Raw genomic sequence first — 19,464 nt, 5'->3', positions numbered from 1 at the left:
GTACGTCGGGGGTGTCGGCTTGCTCATCCACCCCGGCTATCACGCTGGATTCGCGACGTGAATCCCTCCGCCAGCCACCTTTGCGCAACATAGCCCTCCGTCCCGCTACTGTCGATGCAAAACCGGCCCGCTTGCGGTCTGCGCCCGGCCTGTTATTTTTTGCATTGCAACATGTTGGGGGATGGTTCGATGCGGTTCGAAGGCGCGCCGGGATACGTGGCGACCGAAGACCTGATGGTGGCGGTGAACGCGGCCATCGCGCTGGAGCGCCCCCTGCTGGTGAAGGGCGAGCCCGGCACCGGCAAGACCGAGCTGGCGCGGCAGATCGCCGGGGCGCTGGGGCTGCGGCTGATCGAGTGGAGCGTGAAGTCCACCACCCGCGCGCAGCAGGGTCTTTACGAATACGACGCGGTCTCGCGGCTGCGCGACAGCCAGCTTGGCGACCCGAAGGTGGCCGACGTCTCGAACTACATCCGCCCCGGCAAGCTGTGGGAGGCCTTCGCCGCCGATGAAAAGGTGGTCCTGCTGATCGACGAGATCGACAAGGCCGACATCGAGTTCCCCAACGACCTGCTTCAGGAACTCGACCGCATGGATTTCTACGTCTACGAGACCGGCGAGACCATCGCGGCGAAGCATCGCCCCATCGTCGTCATCACCTCCAACAACGAAAAGGAGCTGCCCGACGCGTTCCTGCGGCGCTGCTTCTTCCACTTCATCCGCTTCCCCGACGCCGAGACGCTGGCGCGCATCGTCGAGGTGCATTTTCCCGGAGTCAAGCAGACGCTGATGCGCGAGGCGCTGACGCAGTTCTACGCCGTGCGCGAGACGCCGGGGCTGAAGAAGAAGCCCTCCACCTCGGAGGCGCTGGACTGGATCCGCCTGCTCGCCGCGGAGGATCTCGATCCGTCCGACCTGCGGGCCGACGCCCGCACGGCGCTGCCGAAGCTGCACGGGGCGCTCCTGAAGAACGAACAGGACGTCCATCTCTTCGAGCGGCTCGCCTTCATCGCGCGGCGCGGCGGCTGAGGCGGCGCGCGACCCGGCCATGCCCCGCGCAAGGGCGTAGTGCGCGCGCGGCGGGGCTGCTATCCCGAGGCGGCCGCTCCGCCTGCGCTCCTGCCCGAGGTTCCCACCCCATGCGCGTCCTGATCGTCCACGCCCATCCCTCGCCCGACAGCTACAACGCGGGCCTCCTGCGCACCGCGCGCGAGGCCATCGCCGCCAGCGGCCATGAGGTCGAGACGATCGACCTCTACGCCGAGGGCTTCGACCCGGTGCTCACCCGCGAGCGCTGGGAGGCGATCGAGGACGGCGCGCGCAACACCGCGGGCGTCGAGCGCCATGCGGCGCTGCTGGCCCGGGCGGAGGCGCTGGTGTTCGTCTATCCGACCTGGTGGTACTCGATGCCGGCGATGCTGCACGGCTGGCTGGAGCGGGTGTGGGTTCCCGGCGTGGCCTTCGCCCTGCCGCGGCCTGGCGAGACCATCGTCCCGAAGCTCACCCACATCCGCCGCCTCGTCGTGGTCACGACCTGCGGCGCGTCGTGGTGGCTGACGCGGCTGGTCGGCGCGCCGGGCAAGGCGATCCTGACGCGCGGCTGCCGGCTGCTGATGGCGCGGGGCTGCCGAACGACCTATCTCGCCCACTACCTGATGGACAGCTCCACCCCCGAGAGCCGCGAGCGGTTCCGGGCCAAGGTGGCGAAGGCGCTCGCCTCGCTCTGAAAACCGCCCCGCCGCGCAGGGCGCGCCCGCCCGGCTGGCCTTCCGGCGCCGAGAACGCCATGCTGGGGCCATGAGCGTGACCAATCTGCCCCGACCCCGCCGGCTGCCGATCGAAGAGCCCGAGGAGATCGCCGCCATCGAGGGCGGGCTGACCGCCGTGCACGGGCTGATGTCGGCCTCGGGCGGCTTCCTCGCGCTAGCCGGCGTCGAGATTTCCGAGATGAACGTGCTGGCGCGGGCCGAGACGCTGACGCGGATGTATGACGCGGGGGAGGTCGTGGTGGGCTGGCGCGACGGGCGCGACGGGCGGATCGTCAACGTCGTGATCGAGAAGCTAGCGATCGAGCCGGCCGGCGGCGGCTTCCGCGCCGAGGTCTATCTCGAGACGGAGGGCGGCCATGCGCTGGCCGGGGCGCTCGCCGGGCGCACCGCGGAAGACCTCGCCGACGCCCTGCTCGAAGCCGCCGCGGACGGGCTGGCCGCCGGGCTGCCCTCGCCGGGCGCGGCGCTGCTCAAGCTCTCCGAAGGCTGATCCCCGGCCCGTGCGGCGGCACCCCCCCCCCGGACCCGTCACTCCGCCGACCTGCCGAGCAGCGCCATGGCGAGGCCCAGGCAGGCGAGCGCGACGAAGCCGGCGGCGCGGCCTGGCGCGGCGCGCGCCGTTGAGAGCGCCGCGATCGCCGATTGCAGCGCATAGTAGAGCGCGAAGGCCCGCGAGGCGTAGCTGATGATCTCGAAGACGTCCGCGGTCCAGGTGAGCGCGAGCCCGATCGCGACGAGCAGCGCATAGCCCGCCCGCGCCGGCACGCGCCCGCCGGTCAGCTCCTCGATCAGCCCGCCAGAGCCCCCGGTGTCCGCAACCGCCGCGCTGAACTGGGCGCTGAGCGCGGCGGCGACGAGCATCGCCGGCAGCACCGGCGCCACGACGCGGATCATGTCGATGATCGCCGTCTCGTCGAGGCCCAGCGCGCCCGGCGCGAAGGAATAGCTGAGCAGGCCGATATAGACGAGATAGACGCCGGCGGAGAGAAGCTGCGCGAGCCGCATGGAGCGGATGCGCGTCGGCGCGTCGTAGCGCGCCCCGAGATAGCGCGAGGTCTCGAAGCCCTGAACGGTGACGATGAGGCCGAAAGCGAGGGTCAGCCCATGCCAGGGCGACAGCGTCACCGGCGCGGCGACCAGCGCGCCGGCGGTCGCCGCCGCGCCGAAATGCGCCGCCAGCCCGGCCAGCAGCCCCGCGATGATCGCGAGCTTCACGCTCACCGACGCCTGCTCCAGCCGCTCCAGCGCCCCGAAGCCGTAGAACACGCCCACGAACAGGATCAGGACGAAGACGCAGCTCGTCAGCGCCCGCGCGTGGAAACGGTCGTCCACCTCGGTCAGGCTCACGCCGAAGGCGCCGAGGAGGTTGAGATAGTAGGCGACCGAGACGACATAGGCGAAGGCCAGCGTCCAGGATGCGGCGGTCTCCAGCGCGCGCGCCGCCGCGCAGCGCTCGGGCGACGCCTCCAGCGCGCGGATGTTGCTGCGGATCGCCGCGCCGAAAAGCCACGCGCAGAGGCAGAGCGCCGCCATCGCGAGCGGGGCGGCCCAGCCGTAGGACGCGTGCAGGACGGGGCCGAGGACGAGAAAGCCGCTGCCGATGATCGAGGCCAGCGGCGTGACGGTCGCGCGCCACAGCGTCGCCTGCGACAGCCGCGGATAGGCGAGGGCGAGCGCGCACGCCAGCGCCACGGCCAGAATCACGACGTTCACCATGGCCCGATATGACGCCATGCGCAGCCCGGCGGCGAGCCTGCGGCGTCGTCGCAGCCGCGCGCGCCGCCCTCCCGTCCCCGGCGGGGCGGCGCGCGACCGGCAAACCTGGCGTCCCCTCGCCGCCGGCGCGTCACGCCGCCGCGACGCGCATGGCGGCCGCCGGCGCGGCGGCTGCCGGCGCGTCGGCCAGCGCGTCGGCGTCGAGAAACGCCTGCGCGGCCTGAAGGCCCTCGACGTCGATCTCGGGCGGTTCGCGGTTGACGAGCCCGCGCACCGCGAGCAGCGCCAGCGCGCCGGAGAGCGGCCCGGCGGCGACGAGATAGCGCGGCCGCCAGTCGGGCCGGAACGCCTCCTTGAAGCGCCTGAGCCCCTGGAGGCCGCGCCCCGCGGCGGTGCGCCCGCAGATCGCCGCGCCGACGCGCGACAGCGGCGTGACCGGCGCAATCCGCTCCAGCCCGCTCAGCGGCGCCATGCACAGGTTGAACCGCGCCGCGCCGGCGGCGCCGGCCGCCTCGATCGCGGCCGCGGTCAGCGCGTGCATCACGCCGTGCGGCCCGCCGGGGACGAGGCGCATGAGGTCGATCATGTGCTCGGAACCGTCGCCCGACGCCCAGACCGAGAGGAAGCCCAGCGTCTCCTCGCCGCGGCGCGCCTCGAACACCGCATGGCGCGAGAGGAACGCGACGTCGAACCAGCCCATCGAGAAGGTCATCTCGCGGCCCGCCTTGGCCTCGCGCCACATGCGGGCGACGGCGGCCAGGCGCGGCAGGGGCGCGGCGCCGGGGGCGTGGCGCAGGATCGTCACGCCCGCCTTGCGCGCCTGGCCGATCTTGCGCCGCAGCTCGCGCCGTGACGACGCCTTGAGGTCGAAGCCGGCGACGTCGACCGACGCCTCCTCGCCCAGCGGCTGGAGCCGGAGCCCGCGGCCCGCCCAGAACGCGGCGTCCTCGGCCTTGTATACGCTGAGGCGCGCGCCCTCCCGCCGGCAGCGCTCGGCGAAGCGGTCCACCAGCGGCCCCCAGGCTTCGCGCGGGCCGTAGGGGTCGCCCATCAGCACGCGGTCGCGCCCGCGCGCGCCGAACATCAGGAACGCCTCGCTGTCCGGAGAGACGTGAAAGCGCTTGTCGCCGAGAAAGGCGAGCTCGCGCTCGGGGCGGGCGCACCGCGCCGCGCCGCGCAGCGCCGCCGGCGGCGGCCCCCCGGCCGTCGCCGGCGCGGCGGGGCGGGCGCGGACGACGATCCATCCCGCCAGAAGCGACGGAGGCGCGAGGTAGACGGCGCGATAGGCGATGGCGGCGGCGATCAGCGCCTCCGCCGGCGCATCGGGCAGGCCGACGAGCAGCGCGGCCTCGAAAGCGCCGATCCCGCCCGGGGCGCCGCTCGCCTGGCCGAGCAGCAGCGCGCCGACATAGACCACGAAGAGCGTTGCGAAGGGCGGCGCCGCCTCGACGGGCGTCAGCGCCCAGAGCGCGCCCGCAGCCGCGCCGAGATCGACGCCCGCAAGAACGGCGCAGAGGGCGACCCAGCGCCAGTCGGGCGCGGAAAGCCGCATTCCGCCCAGCGTAATGGTGCGGCGCGCGCGGCCGCGCCGGATCAGCAGCGCCGCGCAGAGCGCCAGCGCCGCCGCGCCGGCGGCGGAGACCGACGGCTCCGCGAAACCGCCGAGCCGCGCCAGCGGCGCCGGGTGCAGCAGCGCCATCGCGCACAGCAGCACGGCGGTTCCGGTGAAGAAGCCGGCCGCCACGAGGCCGGTCACGGCCGCCGCGGCGCCTGGCCCGACGCCGTCGCGGCGATAAAGCCGCCAGCGCGCCGCGGCGCCGACCAGAAGGCCGAAGCCCAGCGCCTGCCCGAGCGTCGTCGCCGAAAAGCCCCCGGCCAACGCGCGCCGGAACGGCACGTCGAGGCCCACCCGCCGCAGCGCGACCGGATCGTAGCAGGCCACCGCCGCGTGGCTCACGGCGGTCAGGACGAGCGCGGCCAGAACGCCTTCCGCCGGCGCTGCGCGCAGCAGCCGGCCGATCTCGCTCAGATCGAGCCCGCCGAGCCTGTCCCACGCCAGCCACAGGGCGCCCGCGACGATGACCGCGGCCACCGAGAGACGCGTCAGAACGGCGCGCGCCTCGGGGCCGGAACGGCGCCAGCCTGCGCCTTCGCACTCTCCGGCCTCGATCATCTGCGCTCCCGAACGTCGCTCGAATGGACCTTCTGCTAGGGCCGCAAAGCTTTGCGACGCATTAACCCGCGGCGAGCATCGTGCTGAACGAATCTCTCACGGCGCCTCCGGGCGCCCCATTTCCCGGCGCGGCGGCCCGGAGGAGCCATGACGAAGATCGGCGTCGTTCTGGCGGTCGCGGCCCTCGCGGGCGCGGCCCTCGCGGCGAACCCTCCGGCGGCGCAGGGCGCGGCGTCGCCCGCCGCCGTGCATCGCGTGGCTGACCAGCGCACGCGCTCGATCGCCGTCATGGTCTCGGGGGCGGAGGGCTGGACGGCGGCGACCGACGCGCTGGCGCGCGACCTCTCGCGCTTGCATGCGCTTGTTGTGGGGGTCGACCTGCCGGCGTGGCTGGCCGCCGAGCCCGGCGGCTGCGTGGACGCCGCTTCGGCGCTGCTCGGCGCCGCCGACGCCGCGCGCGCCCGCGAAGGGGTGGACGCGCGCATCGCGCCGACGCTGATCGGACTGGGGAGCGAGGCCAGCGCGGCGGCCTACGCCGCGCTGGCCCAGGGCGCGGCGGGAGGCGGAGCGCCGTTCAAGGGCCTCGTCACGGTCGGGTTCGACGGCGTCGCGCCGCGGGCCTTCTGCGGCGTGACGGGCGCCGACGGGCGGATCGCGCCGCCGGCCAAGGCGCCAGCGCTCTGGAACGAGGCGCCGCTCCTGCCCGGCTCGGGAGACGAATCGCCCCTCGCCGCGACGCTCGCGGCCATCGACGGCGCGCGCCTCCAGCCGCTGACCGAGAAAGGGCGCGTCGAGGCGTTCCGGCAGGCCTATCTGCGCATCGCCGGCGCCGACGCGCGCGCCGACGAGGCGACGATCTCGACGCCGGCAGAGTTCACCGACCTCGCGCTCGTCGTCCACCGCGACGCCGGCGCCCCGCAGAGCGACGCGATGGCGGTGTTTCTCTCCGGCGACGGGGGATGGGCGGCGATGGACGTTGAGGTGGCCGAACGGCTGGCCGCGGCGGGCGTGCCGGTCGCCGGCGTCTCGACGCTGCGCTACCTGTGGCGCGAGAAGCGGCCGGAGCGCATCGCGGCCGACGTCGCCCGCATCCTCGACCACTACGCGGCGGTCTTCGGCGCGCGGCGCGCGCTGCTGATCGGGTTCTCGCTGGGGGCCAACGTCACGCCCTTCTACGCCCGCCATCTGCCGCCGCGCTGGCGCGACCGGGTCGCCGGGCTGGGGCTGATCGCGCCGGAGCCGCGCACCGGCTTCGAGTTCCATGTCGGCGGCTGGCTCGGCTTCGCCGGCGACGAGGCGGACGTCGGCGCGGCCATCGACGCGACGCCCTTCCGCCTCGCATGCCTGCACGGCGCGGAGGAGACCCAGAGCCCCTGCCCCGGCCGGCCCGGCGCGAGGGTCTTCGACGGCGGGCATCATCTCGGCAAGGACTATGACGGCGTGGCGCAGGCGCTGCTCGCCCTGCTCGCCGGGCCTCCGGCGCGCTGAAGCCCAGCCCCACGGCGGCGGCTTCGGGCTTGACGGCGTCGCGCTCTGCGCCTAGACGGCGCACTTCCTATTTCTCTCGCGCGCGGACGACCGCGCGCTCATACAGCAGGTGATCCATGTCCCGTCGTTGCGAGCTGACCGGCAAGGGCGTGCTGACCGGCAACCGGGTCAGCCACTCCAACATCAAGACGCGCCGGCGCTATCTGCCGAACCTCAACACCGTGACGCTGACCTCCGACACGCTCGGCCGCAGCTACCGTTTCCGCATCGCCGCCTCCGCGCTGCGCACGGTGGACCATCGCGGCGGGCTCGACGCCTTCCTGATGAAGGCGCGCGACGAGGAGCTGAGCGGCCGGGCGCTCGACGTGAAGCGCGATCTGGTCAAGGCGCAGGCGAGCGCCTGAGCTTCCGGGCCGCCCCTGGGCGGCTCTCCGACCGCCTTGGCCGCCGCCAGACGGCCGGCCGGGCGCCCTTTCCGGGAGCGACGGAGATATGGCTGAGCCTGCCGGTCTCGACGCCCTCGCGACGCCCAGGCTGCTGCTCGACAGGGACCGGCTGGCAGCCAACATCGCCGCCATGGGCGGCGCCGCGCGGAACGCCGGCCTCCCGCTCAGGGTCCATCTCAAGACGGTGAAATGCGCCGAGGCCGCCGCGATGCTGCGCGAGGCCGGCGTCGACCGCTTCGCCGTGTCGACCGTGGCCGAGGCGAGCTTCTTCGCCGGGCGCGGCTGCGCCGACCTCCTCTACACCACCCCAGTCACCCCCGCGAAGGTCGCGCCTCTGCTGGCGCTCGGCCCCGCCGCCATGGCGGCGGTCGAGAGCCTCGACATGGCGCGCGCGGTGTCGGACGCCGCGGCGGCGCTGGGCGGCGCGCTGCCCGTGCTGATCGAGCTCGACGTCGACGGTTATCGCGGCGGCGTTCCCTTCCCCGGACCGGAGTTCGAGGCGCTCGCGGCCTTCGCCGCCGCCGCGCCGGGGCTCACCCTGCGCGGCGCGATGAGCTATTCCGGCGCAACCTACGGCGCGGCGGACGCGGCGGCGCGGGCCGGTATCGCCGCGGCCCACGACGCGGCGCTCGCCGAGGCCGGGGAGCGGCTGCGCGCGCTCGGCCTGGCGGCGCCGCTGCTCTCCACCGGCGGCTCGCCGGGCGTGCTGGCGACGCCCGCGCCCGACGGCGCGAACGAGTTCCGTCCCGGCGTCTTCTGCTTCTGGGATCTGTTCCAGGCCGGTCTCGGCGTCTGCCGCGAGCAGGACATCGCGATCAGCGTGCTCGCAACCGTGCTCAGCGTGCGCCCCGACCGCGGACAGGCGCTGATCGACGCCGGCGCGCTGGCGCTCTCGCTCGACCGCTCCACAGCCAGGCAGGCCGTCGACTGGGGCCATGGGCGGGTCTGCGACGTCGAGGGCGCGCCGCTGGGCATGCTGAAGGTCTCTGGCGCCTCGCAGGAGCATGGCGTCGTGACCGGCGACGCGGCGGCGCTGGCGCGGCTTCGGCCCGGCCAGCGCGTGCGCATCCTGCCTAATCACTGCTGTCTCACGGCGGCGGCCTATCCGGCCTATGACGTGATCTCGGGCGGCGTGCTGACCGGCGATACCTGGACCCGCGTCAACGGCTGGTGAGCCGCGCGCCGTGCCGAGCCGGCGCTCCGCCGCCCCGCCGGGCATTCCCACCATGACCAAAGCCGAAGGAGCGCCCTCGTGCGCCGCGCAGCAAAATGGCCCGGGCTTTCGCCCGGGCCGAGTACGGCGCGGCTGGGAGGAGCGGCCGCGCCGGTTGGTCCTTGCGTCGGCTCAGGCGAAACGGGAGCCCTTGCCGAATTCCGGGTAGGCTTCGAGGCCGAGTTCGGCGCTGTCGAGACCTTCCATCTCCTCCTCCGGGCTGACCCGAATGCCCATCGTCGCGTTCAGGATGAACCACACCACGAGGCTTGCGCCGAAGACGAAGACCCCGACGATAATGATGGGAATGATCTGGCCCATCAGCGTCGCGTCCGGGTTCGTCAGCAGCACCGCCAACGTTCCCCAGACGCCCGCGAACAGGTGCACCGGAATGGCGCCGACGACGTCGTCGATCTTGAGCTTGTCGAGCAGCGGCACCGCGAAGATGACGATCACGCCGCCCACGGCGCCGATCAGCGTCGCGACGCCGAGCGACGGCGTCAGCGGCTCGGCGGTGATTGAGACGAGGCCCGCGAGCGCGCCGTTGAGCACCATGGTGAGGTCGACCTTGCCGTACATCACCTGCGTCAGGATCAGCGCCGCGATGGCGCCGCCGGCGGCGGCGGTGTTAGTGTTGGCGAAGATGCGGCTCACGTCGGCCGCGTCGCCGATGGTGCCCATCGCCAGCTGCGAGCCGCCGTTGAAGCCGAACCAGCCCAGCATAAGGATGAAGGTGCCGAGCGTCGCCAGCGGCAGGTTCGAGCCAGGAATGGGATCAACCGACCCGTCGGCGCGGTACTTGCCCGTGCGCGCGCCGAGGATGATTGCGCCGGCGAGCGCGGCCCAGCCGCCGACCGAGTGCACCACCGTCGAGCCCGCGAAGTCGAGAAAGCCGTACTGGCTGTCAAGGAAGCCGCCGCCCCACTTCCAGGAGGCCTGGATCGGGTAGATCAGCGCAGTGAGGACGAAGGTGAAGACGAGGAACGGCCAGAGCTTGATGCGCTCGGCGAGCGTGCCGGAGACGATCGAGGCGGTGGTGGCGCAGAACATCAACTGGAAGAAGTAATCGGAGCCGGTCGAGGCGTAGTCGATGTCGTCGGCCCCGTCGGCGCCGATGCCCACGGCCTCCAGCACCGCCACGCCGAACGCGCCGAGATAGCCGCCGGTCTCATCCGAACCGATGCTCCAGCTGCCGAGCGGGTACATCAGGTTGTAGCCGATCAGGTAGTAGGCCACCGCAGCCAGCGCGAAGAGCGCGATGTTCTTGGTGCACTGCATCGCCACGTTCTTGGTGCGCACCAGCCCGGCCTCGAGCATGCAGAAGCCGGCGGCCATGAACATGACAAGAAAGCCGCTGACCAGGAACAGCAGCGTGTTCATGATCCAGACGCCGTCGCGCGGCAGCTCGGGCGCAGCGGCCGCGGCCTCCTGCGCCAGCGCCGGCGTTGCGAGAAGCGCCGCGCCAGACGCGGCTGCAAGGGCGATGCGCCCGAACGGAGAAGTGACAATACGCATTGGATTCCTCATGGTCGGGATGGCCGGCGGATCAGAGCGCATCTTCGCCGCGCTCGTCGGTGCGCACGCGGAGCGCCTGGTCGAGATCGAGCACGAACACCTTGCCGTCGCCGATCTTGCCCGTGCGGGCCGCCGACGCGATGGTCTCGACGATCTTGTCCACGGCGCCGTCGGCGCAGGCGATCTCGAGCTTGATCTTCGGAACGAAGTTCACGACGTACTCGGCGCCGCGATAGATTTCCGTGTGGCCGCTCTGACGTCCGTAGCCCTTGACCTCGGACACCATCAGGCCCTGCACCCCGACGCCGGTCAGCGCTTCCCGCACCTCCTCCAGTTTGAATGGTTTGATCACGGCGATGATCAGTTTCATGCCTCTCCCCTCGGCTTCCGCAGGCGCCGCGCCTGCTTGCCCATCATTTATGCAATGACCGTGCCAGACCGGGCTCACGCGCCCGAATGGCGGCCAAGGCCTTGAAAAGGCGCGACCAGGCCATGCGACGCCGATGCGCCCCAAAAAACCTCATGCATGATTTGCTTATTTCATCGGCAATGATGACAGTTTAGGCAGTAGTTGCGCGCCGTTCGTGAAACGCGCCGCGCCCCATTATCGCGTGCGCGCGGCCCAGCAGGCCGCTAGGGTGGCGCGAACAGCAGGCGGCGGGGCTGCGGGCCGGTGAGGAAATCATGATACGCGATCTCGGACCCGGCCGCGGTCAGCGGCGCTGGAAGGCGGCGCAGGCGCTGCTGCGCGCGGGGGCGGCGCCCATAGTCCATATCGACACCGGCCTCGCGCCGCATCCGGCGCTCGGCTTCGTCGGGGAGACGCCGCCGCCGAACATCAGGCTCGACCTGGGGATCAACTACTACGACCCGTCCCGCAGCCTCGCGCCGCTGGCCCCGCGCGCCGACCCCGGCTCGACGATCGAGGCGCTGACCGAGTTTCCCGATCACGGGGTGAAGACGCTCTCGGTGATCCTGTCGGACCAGGCCGAGCTTCGCGGCGTCGCGCCGGGCGCCCATGTCGTGCCCTATCGCGTCGCCAACGGCCCGGTGTTCCGCGCCTCCGCGCGCACGGGGCTGATCGGCGACGCGATCGACCATGCGCTCGGGCTCGATCCGCAGCCGCGCGTCATGTCGATCAGCATGGGCAATCCCGGCCCCATGGGGGCCTTCGAGCTGCTGCGCGCGCTGCTCGGCGGCGAGACGGTGACGGCGCGGGCCACCCGGGACGCCATCGACCGCGCCTATGAGGCGGGCGTCATCGTCGTCTGCGCCGCGGGCCAGATCATCGATCGCGTCGTCTATCCGGCGCGCTTCGCGAGGACCATCGCCGTCGGCGGTTTCGCGAAGCAGGGCGCGAAGCTGATCCACTATCCGACCGGCGGCTATGCGGAGGCCGAGCGCGTCGACGTCTGGGCGCCGGCCGTCGGGGTCAACCGCGCGGCCGTGCGCCCGGCCGGCGAGGACGATCCCTACGTCTTCGCCGACACCGTCGGGGCCGAGGCCACCGAGGTCAGCGGCACCTCCTACGCCTGCCCGCAGGTCGCCGCGGCCGCCGCGCTCTGGGTGGCCGCGCACGCGGATGCGCTGGAGAGCGCCTACGGCGCGCCGGGCGACCGCTGGCGCATCGTGGAGGCGTTCCGCCGGGCCCTGCGCGACAGCGCGACGCCCGCGACCGCCGAGAACGGGGCGCCGGGCGGCGGCGAGGCCGGGATCCGCACGCTCGACATCGAGGCGCTGCTCGGCCAGGCCCCCGACACGGCATCGCAGCACCGCAAGCGCCAGCCGGCCGCGAACGCCGTGCTGTGAGCGCGACGGAGAGCTGGCCGGCCGATGCGGCGGCCCCGTCGCTGGCCGACATCGACGCCCTAGCCCGCGCCGCCTTCGCCGCCCTGCCCGAAGCCATGCGCGCGCGCTGCGACCGCCTCGTGATCGGCGTCGAGGAGTTCCCCGACGACGCGCTGCTCGACGACATGGGGATCGAGGATCCGTTCGAGCTGACGGGCCTCTACGAGGGCGTCGCGCTCACCGAGCAGTCGGTGGACGACGCCCTGCGGCCGCCCGACCGCGTGACGCTCTATCGCCGCCCGATCCTCGACGAGTGGGCGGACCGCGCCAACGTCTCGCTGCGCGAGCTGGTCGCCCATGTCCTGGTGCACGAGGTCGCGCACCATGTCGGGCTGAGCGACGACGACATCGCCGCCATCGACGACTGGACGCTCTGAGGGCCGAGGACGACGCGCCCGGAGCGGCGTTCGACGCGACTGCGTCGGGTCTGCCGCCCCGCGCCGACACCCTGTCGCGGTTTTCCTGTCGCTGGCCGCGCCGGTCGGCCCGGGAAAACACTCTAGCGGCGACGCCAGACGTGATAGCCGGCCTCCGCCATGATCTCCGCGACCGGCGCCGCGATGCTGTCGAGCGCCGCCTGCACCGTCATCTCCCCCGTCATCGCGCGCGCCAGCGCGAGCCCGAGCATCGCGTTGATCCGCCCCCAGACGGGGATGATCGGCCGCCAGTCCGGGTCGGCGTGCCGCAGCGCCTCGCCGAAGACCGCGAGATGCGGAGTCCGCGCGTTGAGTTCTCGGTCGGCGTGAGTCGAGAAGCGGGACGGGTTGCCGCCGCCGAGTGCGATCAGGCGGTCGACCGGCTTCGAGGTGAGCCACTGCATCAGCAGGAACGCGGCCTCCGGGTTCGGCGCGTTGCGCGGAATCGCGAGCCCGAAGCCGCGGGTCTGCGAGGCGCGGCGGACCCCGACGGGATGCGCCGCCCATCCGACCAGCCCGGCGACGGGCGATCGGCCCACGGCCCCCGCGGCCACCGAGCTGTCGAGATACATCGCCGCCCCGCCTTCCAGAAACAGATCGCGCGCCTCGCCTGCGTCGAGCTGCGCGTCGGCGCCCCCGGAACAGGCGAGAATGCGCTTGAGCGCCTCGCCCGCCGCCACGCCCTGCGGATTGTTGGCGACGTAGTTCCAGCCATCGTCGAACACCCTCCCGCCAAGTGGCGCGAGATGCAGCAGGAAGGCGTGCGTCAGGTTGTGGCCGGGCTCGCTGCGCGACGCGAGGCCGGCCATGCCCGGCTCGAGTTCCGGGATCAGACACGCCGCCCCGAGCAACTCGTCATAGGTCTCCGGCGGGGCGAGGCCGTGGCGCTCGAACACGTCGCGACGGTAGCCCAGCACCGACGTCTCCGCGCCGAAGGGCACGCCGTAGGCGCCCTGGAGCGCTCCGGGCAGATAGCCCTTGGCCCCGCCGACGACGCCGACATTCTCCAGATAGCCGGTGACGAGATCGGCGGCGTCGTAGTCCGGATCCGCCAGGCGCGGATTGAGGAGAAACGGCGCCAGGGGCCATATCCGGTCCGCCGAGACGAGGTCCGCCTTGGTGAAAGCGACATAGGCGATGAGGTCGTGCCGGCCGACGCTTGCGGCGAGCAGCTCCGACTGGCGACGCATCATCGCCAGATAGTCCATCGTCTCCACCTCGACCTCGACACCGGTCTCCTCGGTGAAGCGGGTAAGGAGCGACGCGGCGGCGTCGAAGTGGGGATGGCTCGGGAACATCACGCGCAGGACGTCGCCGCGATAGGGCGCGTAGGGGTCGGCCGCGGCCGCGGCGCAGTTCAGCGCGACTGCGCAGATCATCGCCGCGAGAGCGAAGAGACGCCGCCTGCACCCCGCCAGCCCGCCGCCTCTAATGCCGCCGCCGCCCCTCATGCCGCCGCCCCTCATGCCGCCGCCCCTCATTCCGCCGCCGCTCGTTCGGCAACCGCTCGTTCGGTCGCCGCGGCTCGGCGGGCCCCTGCGCAGCGAAGAATGGCCGCGACGAGAAGACTGTCGTCCACCGGCTTCGTCACCACGTCATCCATCCCGGCGGCGAGGCAGCGCGCCCGATCCTCCGCAAGCGCGTGGGCCGTCAGCGCGATGATCGGGGCCGCCTCGCGCGACCGGTCCGCTTCGAAGGCGCGCATGCGCGCGGCGGCGGCGAAGCCGTCCAGCCGCGGCATCGAGAGGTCGAGCAGGACCGCGTCCCATACACCTTCAGGGAAAGCCTCGGCCGCGGCGAGCCCATCGTCGCATATCCGGACCTCGGCCCCGCTGCGTTCCAGGAACGCGACGATGATCATCCGGTTGATGGCGTTGTCCTCGGCGACGAGGAGCCGAAAGCCCGCGAGCGGCCCCGGCCCGTCGACGCCGGGCGCGGACGCATCCGAGGCGCCCAGCGCGCCTTGCCCGGCCTCGACGGCCTTCGCCAGCGCGTCGAGCAGGACGGCGCCGGGGCACGGCGCGGTCAGGACGGCGAAGAAGCCGGCCGCGTCGAATCGCGCCACGTCCGACGGCGCGGCGCTCACCAGTGCGATCGTCGGCACGGCCTCCGCCGCAGGGACAGGCGCGGCCCGCCCCGGCGCGCCTTCCCGCATGGCGACCAGCGCGACGTCGAACCGGTCCCGTGTCGCGGGCCCCGGCGAGGCATCGAAGGCCTCGACGCCCATGCCCGCCGAGCGGAGCGTCTGCGCCAGCGCCCGGCGCGCAAGGGCGTGGGGATGGACCAGCAGCGCCCGCCGACCGGCGAGCGCCGGCGGCCAGGTCGGCCCGGCCCCGCCGGCGGCGGGCGGCAGCTTCAGCGACGCGGTGAAGGTCGACCCGCGGCCCGGCGTCGACGCCGCGACGACCTCTCCCTCCATCAACTCCGCCAGCCGCCGCGTGATGGCCAGCCCGAGCCCGGCGCCGTCATGGTTCCGGGTGCTGCTGTCGTCGGCCTGGCGAAACGCCTCGAACACGAGCGGCAGCTGGTCGGGCGCGATGCCGGGCCCGGTGTCCTCGACGTCGATGCGGACGCGCCCCTCGGCCTCGCCCGCGACATTGATCGCGATGTGCCCCCGTGTGGTGAACTTCACGGCGTTGCCGGCGAGGTTCGTCACGATCTGCCGGACGCGCCCGGGATCGCCGATCACCTGCGCCGCCACGGACGGCTCGACCGAGACGACCAGCTCCAGCCCCTTCGCCGCGGCCGCCGGCCCGAGCATCGCGGCGACGCCCTCGACGATCGCCCGCAGGTCGAAGGGCTCGGCGTTCACCCGCATCTTGCCGGCCTCGATGCGCGAGATGTCGAGGATGTCGTTGATCAGCGTCAGCAGCGCGTCGCCGGACGAGGCGATCACGCGCGTCAGCATCCGCTGCTCCGCGTCGAGCCGGGTGGCGTCCAGCAGCCGCGCCGCGCCGATCACGCCGTTCATCGGCGTCCGGATCTCGTGGCTCATGTTGGCCAGGAAGCTCGACTTGGCGCGGCTCGCCGCCTCGGCGCTGTCGCGCGCCGCGCGCAGGGAGTCCAGCGTCCCGCTGATGCCGCCCGCCATCCGGTCGAACGCCTCGCCCAGCTTGTTGACCTCCACAATGAAGCCGCTCCGGGACCGCGCGTCGTACTGGCCGGCCTGAAGCCTGTCGGCGACGGCAGTGAGCGCCTCGACCGGCTGCGTCACGAGCCGCGTCGCGACGAGGCACAGCCCGGTCAGCAGAAGCGCCGTGATCGCTGCGGTGGCCACGGCCTCCCGCGTCCAGGCGCCGAGCGGGGCGACGGCTTCGGCCTTGTCCATCTTCGCGACAACCAGCCAGTCGACCGCGCGCACGAAGGCCGCTCTCGCGAGCGTCGTCTCTCCGCGATAGTCGGTGAGAACATGCACGCCCTGCGCCCCGGCGGAGGAGAAGACCGAGTCGAGGCTCGCCTGCTCCGCCGCCGTCGCAGCAGGGCGCGGATACACCGCCGGCCTGTCGAAACGCAGCGGCGTCGCATAGCTGAAGGCCCCGTCCGCACCGCGCCTGACAACGACGACCTCCCCCGTCTCGCCAAGGCCGTCGAAGTCCCGCGAGACGTCGGCGATGGGCTCCATGGAGAACTGCGCGATGACGTAGCCGACGGTGCGCCCCGCCCGCACCGGGGCCGCCAGCGCGAAGCTCGCGCCAAAGACCGTCGGGCGCTCGCCGAGGGAGGTGACGCGGTCGATGCGGCGCAGATCGACCGCATCGCGCCAGTCGGCCACGTCGCCGGGGTGGAGCGAGACCTCGTGCACCAGGTCGCCATGCCTTGAGAAGAAGGCGAGCCCGACGAGATCGCGATGGGACGGCTGGCCGAGAACCGACAGCTCAGGCGGCGGGGGCGCGGCGTCAAGGTCGCCGCGCTCCTCCTCCCGCAGCCATCCCGCGACGGCCTCGCCGCCGACGATGAGTTCCACCCTGTCGCGCCAGCCGCGATGAACCTGGTCGACAGTCGCCGCGCGGGCGGAAGCGACCGCCGTCAGCCTAGCGACGACGGACTCGCGCAGCGCCGACGCGGCGAAACCGTAGGAAACGAACCCGAAGGCGATCAGGCTTGCGAACACGGACGCCAAGGCGAGTCCGACGATCAGCGCGCGAAGCGAAATCCGCATCGATCCAGCCTTGCCTCGAACGCTCGCAGAAGGTCGGATTTCTGCGGCGCGTCGCCCCACCTCCCTGCGTCACGACAACGCAAGGTCTTCCGGGACAAACTAAATGCCACGGAAGAAACGGGAAATTAAGGCGGCGATAAAATCTGGCGGAATGTCCGTGTTCGTACTTCTGATCTCGCGACGCCGCCCCCGCGGCGCGCGGCGGTAGCGCGCCGGCGGGCCTGGGCTCGCCGGCGCGGGCGTCAGTGCGCCCGGACTTCGCCTTCGTCGACGTCGCCGGGGCTCGCCACGGCCTGGTCGATCTGGTCGGGATCCCACTCGATCGGCACGGGCGCGGAGACCAGCGCCGTCTTCAGCACCTCCGCCACGGTGGCGACGGGCACGATCTCAAGCCCCTCCTTCACGTTGTCGGGGATCTCGGGGAGATCCTTGGCGTTCTCCTTGGGGATCAGCACCGTCTTGACGCCGCCGCGCAGCGCGGCGAGCAGCTTCTCCTTCAGCCCGCCGATCGGCAGCACCTGACCGCGCAGCGTGACCTCGCCGGTCATCGCCACGTCCCGCCGCACCGGGATCTCGGTCAGGACGGAGACGATGGAGGTGACCATCGCGACGCCCGCCGAGGGCCCGTCCTTCGGGGTGGCGCCCTCGGGAACGTGGACGTGGATGTCGAGCTTCTCGAACAGCGTCGGCTTGACGCCATACTGCGGGGCCTGGCTGCGCACGAAGGACGCCGCAGCCTCGATGGACTCCTTCATCACGTCGCCCAGCTTGCCGGTCGTCTTCATCCGGCCCTTGCCGGGCAGCTTCAGCGCCTCGATGGAGAGCAGGTCGCCGCCGACCTCGGTCCAGGCGAGGCCGGTGGTGACGCCGACCTCGTCGCGCTCCTCCGCGAGGCCGTACTTGAAGCGGGGCACGCCGAGGAACTCCTCGACCCGCGCCTCCGTGACGACGACCTGCTTCTCCTCGCCCTTGACGATGCGGGTCAGCGCCTTGCGGCAGAGCTTGGCGAGTTCGCGCTCCAGGTTCCGCACGCCCGCCTCACGGGTGTAGCGGCGGATCATGGTCATCAGCGCGTCGTCCTCGATGACGAACTCGCCCTTCTTCAGGCCGTGCGCCTTCTCCTGCTTCGGCTGCAGGTGACGGCGCGCGATCTCGCGCTTCTCGTCCTCGGTGTAGCCGGAGAGCGAGATGATCTCCATGCGGTCGAGCAGCGGCCGCGGCATGTTGTAGGTGTTGGCCGTGGTGATGAACATCACGTTCGAGAGGTCGTACTCGACCTCCAGATAGTGATCCACGAACGTCGCGTTCTGCTCTGGGTCGAGCACCTCAAGCATCGCCGAGGCGGGATCGCCGCGGAAATCCTGCCCCATCTTGTCGATTTCATCGAGCAGGATGAGCGGATTGGTGGTCTTGGCCTTCTTCATCGACTGCACGAGCTTGCCCGGCATCGAGCCGATATAGGTGCGCCGGTGGCCGCGGATCTCCGCCTCGTCGCGCACGCCGCCGAGCGAGATGCGGATGAACTCGCGCCCGGTGGCCTTCGCGACCGACTTGCCGAGCGAGGTCTTGCCGACGCCCGGCGGGCCGACGAGGCAGAGGATCGGGCCCTTCAGCTTCTGGCTGCGCTGCTGCACGGCGAGATACTCGACGATCCGCTCCTTGACCTTCTCCAGACCGTAGTGGTCGGCGGCCAGCACGTCCTCGGCGAGCTTGAGATCCTTCTTGACCTTGCTCTTTCTGCCCCACGGGATCGAGAGCATCCAGTCGAGGTAGTTCCGCACGACCGTGGCCTCGGCGGACATCGGCGACATCTGGCGCAGCTTCTTGAGTTCGCCGAGCGCCTTCTCTCGCGCCTCCTTCGACAGCCTCGTGGCCTCGATGCGCGCCTCGAGCTCCGACGCGTCGTCGCGGCCTTCCTCGCCCTCGCCCAGCTCGCGCTGGATCGCCTTCATCTGCTCGTTGAGGTAGTACTCGCGCTGGGTCCGCTCCATCTGGGACTTCACGCGCGTCTTGATCTTCTTCTCGACCTGAAGAACCGAGATCTCGCCCTGCATCAGGCCGTAGATGCGCTCCAGCCGCGCGCCGACGTCGGTCAGCTCAAGCAGCTTCTGCTTCTCGGAGAGCTTGACGCTGAGATGCCCGGCGATGGTGTCGGCCATCTTCGCGCCGTCCTCGATCTGGGCGACGGTGGCGACGGCCTCCTGCGGGATGTTCTTGTTCAGCTTGACGTATTTCTCGAACTCGCCGGAGATCGAGCGCACGAGCGCGGCGACGGCCGAGGCGTCCTCGACGGTCTCCTCCAGCGTCTCGGCGGTCGCCTCGAAGAACTCCGCGCGGTCGGTGTAGGAGAGGATGCGCGCCCGCGCCTTGCCCTCGACCAGCACCTTCACGGTGCCGTCGGGCAGCTTCAGAAGCTGAAGCACGTTGGCGACGGAGCCGGTCTCGAAGATGTCACCGGTCTCGGGGTCGTCCTTGCCGGCGTCGCGCTGGCTGGCGAGGAGGATCTGGCGGTCCTCTCGCATCACCTCCTCGAGCGCGCGGACGGATTTCTCGCGGCCCACGAACAGCGGCACGACCATGTGCGGAAACACGACGATGTCGCGCAGCGGGAGCACGGGGAGAACCATGGTTTTCATTGCTGCTCTTGCCCTTTCGCAAGACGCGCCGCCCCGTGGAGCGGCGGCGGCGCATCTCCAGTATTCAGAGACGTAGCCATCATGT

The 19,464-nt window shown here is 71.9% G+C and carries 15 protein-coding genes; 8 read left to right on the top strand and 7 right to left on the bottom strand.

Features of this window, described 5'->3' with window-relative positions:
• Window positions 1-189 precede the first annotated feature (189 nt).
• The 3 genes from BLW43_RS14460 (at window position 190) to BLW43_RS14450 (ending at window position 2,259) form a co-directional block, all read left to right on the top strand.
• Window positions 190-1,029 carry an AAA family ATPase gene (locus BLW43_RS14460; RefSeq protein ID WP_093254517.1) on the top strand — a complete coding sequence of 280 codons (840 nt, stop codon included), beginning with the start codon at window positions 190-192 and terminating at the stop codon, window positions 1,027-1,029.
• Between the two features lie 110 nt (window positions 1,030-1,139).
• On the top strand, window positions 1,140-1,727 hold the full coding sequence (locus BLW43_RS14455) for an NAD(P)H-dependent oxidoreductase (RefSeq protein WP_093254516.1): 588 nt from the start codon (window positions 1,140-1,142) through the stop codon (window positions 1,725-1,727).
• A 70-nt stretch (window positions 1,728-1,797) separates the two neighbouring features.
• Window positions 1,798-2,259 (top strand): hypothetical protein, encoded by a 462-nt coding sequence (locus BLW43_RS14450; protein ID WP_093254514.1) that lies wholly within the window; start codon window positions 1,798-1,800, stop codon window positions 2,257-2,259.
• Between the two features lie 38 nt (window positions 2,260-2,297).
• On the opposite strand, the gene BLW43_RS14445 is transcribed toward BLW43_RS14450, so the two are convergent.
• Both BLW43_RS14445 and BLW43_RS14440 read right to left on the bottom strand, forming a co-directional pair.
• Window positions 2,298-3,503, bottom strand: coding sequence for a hypothetical protein (locus BLW43_RS14445; RefSeq protein ID WP_245731056.1), 1,206 nt, complete (start codon window positions 3,501-3,503; stop codon window positions 2,298-2,300).
• A gap of 112 nt (window positions 3,504-3,615) precedes the next feature.
• Window positions 3,616-5,658, bottom strand: a complete 2,043-nt coding sequence (locus BLW43_RS14440) for a bifunctional lysylphosphatidylglycerol flippase/synthetase MprF (protein ID WP_093254512.1) — start codon at window positions 5,656-5,658, stop codon at window positions 3,616-3,618.
• Window positions 5,659-5,805: 147 nt separating this feature from the next.
• Between BLW43_RS14440 and BLW43_RS14435 the strand changes: the two genes are divergently transcribed.
• The 3 genes from BLW43_RS14435 (at window position 5,806) to BLW43_RS14425 (ending at window position 8,766) form a co-directional block, all read left to right on the top strand.
• On the top strand, window positions 5,806-7,146 hold the full coding sequence (locus BLW43_RS14435; RefSeq protein WP_093254510.1) for an AcvB/VirJ family lysyl-phosphatidylglycerol hydrolase: 1,341 nt from the start codon (window positions 5,806-5,808) through the stop codon (window positions 7,144-7,146).
• Window positions 7,147-7,262: 116 nt separating this feature from the next.
• A complete protein-coding gene (gene rpmB / locus BLW43_RS14430; RefSeq protein ID WP_093254509.1) occupies window positions 7,263-7,550 on the top strand; it encodes a 50S ribosomal protein L28 in 288 nt (95 codons plus the stop codon).
• A gap of 88 nt (window positions 7,551-7,638) precedes the next feature.
• Window positions 7,639-8,766 (top strand): alanine racemase, encoded by a 1,128-nt coding sequence (locus BLW43_RS14425; protein ID WP_093254508.1) that lies wholly within the window; start codon window positions 7,639-7,641, stop codon window positions 8,764-8,766.
• A 171-nt stretch (window positions 8,767-8,937) separates the two neighbouring features.
• On the opposite strand, the gene BLW43_RS14420 is transcribed toward BLW43_RS14425, so the two are convergent.
• Both BLW43_RS14420 and BLW43_RS14415 read right to left on the bottom strand, forming a co-directional pair.
• The gene (locus BLW43_RS14420) at window positions 8,938-10,320 is read right to left on the bottom strand and encodes an ammonium transporter (RefSeq protein ID WP_093254507.1); all 1,383 of its coding nucleotides are present in this window, start codon (window positions 10,318-10,320) and stop codon (window positions 8,938-8,940) included.
• 31 nt (window positions 10,321-10,351) lie between these two features.
• On the bottom strand, window positions 10,352-10,690 hold the full coding sequence (locus tag BLW43_RS14415; RefSeq protein WP_093254505.1) for a P-II family nitrogen regulator: 339 nt from the start codon (window positions 10,688-10,690) through the stop codon (window positions 10,352-10,354).
• 314 nt (window positions 10,691-11,004) lie between these two features.
• Between BLW43_RS14415 and BLW43_RS14410 the strand changes: the two genes are divergently transcribed.
• Both BLW43_RS14410 and BLW43_RS14405 read left to right on the top strand, forming a co-directional pair.
• Window positions 11,005-12,129: a S8/S53 family peptidase gene (locus BLW43_RS14410; protein WP_093254503.1), complete on the top strand. Its 1,125-nt coding sequence runs from the start codon at window positions 11,005-11,007 to the stop codon at window positions 12,127-12,129.
• On the top strand, window positions 12,126-12,545 hold the full coding sequence (locus tag BLW43_RS14405) for a metallopeptidase family protein (RefSeq protein WP_245731055.1): 420 nt from the start codon (window positions 12,126-12,128) through the stop codon (window positions 12,543-12,545). Before BLW43_RS14410 ends, BLW43_RS14405 begins: the two co-directional genes overlap by 4 nt.
• Before the next feature lie 122 nt (window positions 12,546-12,667).
• Here BLW43_RS14405 and BLW43_RS14400 read toward each other — a convergent pair whose 3' ends face one another.
• From BLW43_RS14400 to lon, 3 genes are all read right to left on the bottom strand, one after another.
• Window positions 12,668-13,963, bottom strand: a complete 1,296-nt coding sequence (locus BLW43_RS14400) for an extracellular solute-binding protein (RefSeq protein WP_093254502.1) — start codon at window positions 13,961-13,963, stop codon at window positions 12,668-12,670.
• Window positions 13,964-14,061: 98 nt separating this feature from the next.
• Window positions 14,062-16,743, bottom strand: a complete 2,682-nt coding sequence (locus BLW43_RS14395; RefSeq protein WP_093254500.1) for a hybrid sensor histidine kinase/response regulator — start codon at window positions 16,741-16,743, stop codon at window positions 14,062-14,064.
• Between the two features lie 242 nt (window positions 16,744-16,985).
• On the bottom strand, window positions 16,986-19,379 hold the full coding sequence (gene lon / locus BLW43_RS14390) for an endopeptidase La (protein WP_093254499.1): 2,394 nt from the start codon (window positions 19,377-19,379) through the stop codon (window positions 16,986-16,988).
• Between the last annotated feature and the right edge of the window lie 85 nt (window positions 19,380-19,464).

The organism is Rubrimonas cliftonensis, from assembly GCF_900107585.1.
Classification (GTDB): Bacteria; Pseudomonadota; Alphaproteobacteria; order Rhodobacterales; family Rhodobacteraceae; genus Rubrimonas; species Rubrimonas cliftonensis.
Note: the sequence above shows the minus strand (reverse complement) of the source record. Positions and strands in the feature narration are given on the sequence as shown.

What these genes read in the sequence shown, in the direction of transcription:
- BLW43_RS14460 (WP_093254517.1), top strand. Translation starts at nt 190, where the DNA reads ATGCGGTTCGAAGGCGCGCCGGGATACGTGGCGACCGAAGACCTGATG.
- BLW43_RS14455 (WP_093254516.1), top strand. Translation starts at nt 1,140, where the DNA reads ATGCGCGTCCTGATCGTCCACGCCCATCCCTCGCCCGACAGCTACAAC.
- BLW43_RS14450 (WP_093254514.1), top strand. Translation starts at nt 1,798, where the DNA reads ATGAGCGTGACCAATCTGCCCCGACCCCGCCGGCTGCCGATCGAAGAG.
- BLW43_RS14445 (WP_245731056.1), bottom strand. Translation starts at nt 3,503, where the DNA reads ATGGCGTCATATCGGGCCATGGTGAACGTCGTGATTCTGGCCGTGGCG.
- BLW43_RS14440 (WP_093254512.1), bottom strand. Translation starts at nt 5,658, where the DNA reads ATGATCGAGGCCGGAGAGTGCGAAGGCGCAGGCTGGCGCCGTTCCGGC.
- BLW43_RS14435 (WP_093254510.1), top strand. Translation starts at nt 5,806, where the DNA reads ATGACGAAGATCGGCGTCGTTCTGGCGGTCGCGGCCCTCGCGGGCGCG.
- rpmB (WP_093254509.1), top strand. Translation starts at nt 7,263, where the DNA reads ATGTCCCGTCGTTGCGAGCTGACCGGCAAGGGCGTGCTGACCGGCAAC.
- BLW43_RS14425 (WP_093254508.1), top strand. Translation starts at nt 7,639, where the DNA reads ATGGCTGAGCCTGCCGGTCTCGACGCCCTCGCGACGCCCAGGCTGCTG.
- BLW43_RS14420 (WP_093254507.1), bottom strand. Translation starts at nt 10,320, where the DNA reads ATGCGTATTGTCACTTCTCCGTTCGGGCGCATCGCCCTTGCAGCCGCG.
- BLW43_RS14415 (WP_093254505.1), bottom strand. Translation starts at nt 10,690, where the DNA reads ATGAAACTGATCATCGCCGTGATCAAACCATTCAAACTGGAGGAGGTG.
- BLW43_RS14410 (WP_093254503.1), top strand. Translation starts at nt 11,005, where the DNA reads ATGATACGCGATCTCGGACCCGGCCGCGGTCAGCGGCGCTGGAAGGCG.
- BLW43_RS14400 (WP_093254502.1), bottom strand. Translation starts at nt 13,963, where the DNA reads ATGATCTGCGCAGTCGCGCTGAACTGCGCCGCGGCCGCGGCCGACCCC.
- BLW43_RS14395 (WP_093254500.1), bottom strand. Translation starts at nt 16,743, where the DNA reads ATGCGGATTTCGCTTCGCGCGCTGATCGTCGGACTCGCCTTGGCGTCC.
- lon (WP_093254499.1), bottom strand. Translation starts at nt 19,379, where the DNA reads ATGAAAACCATGGTTCTCCCCGTGCTCCCGCTGCGCGACATCGTCGTG.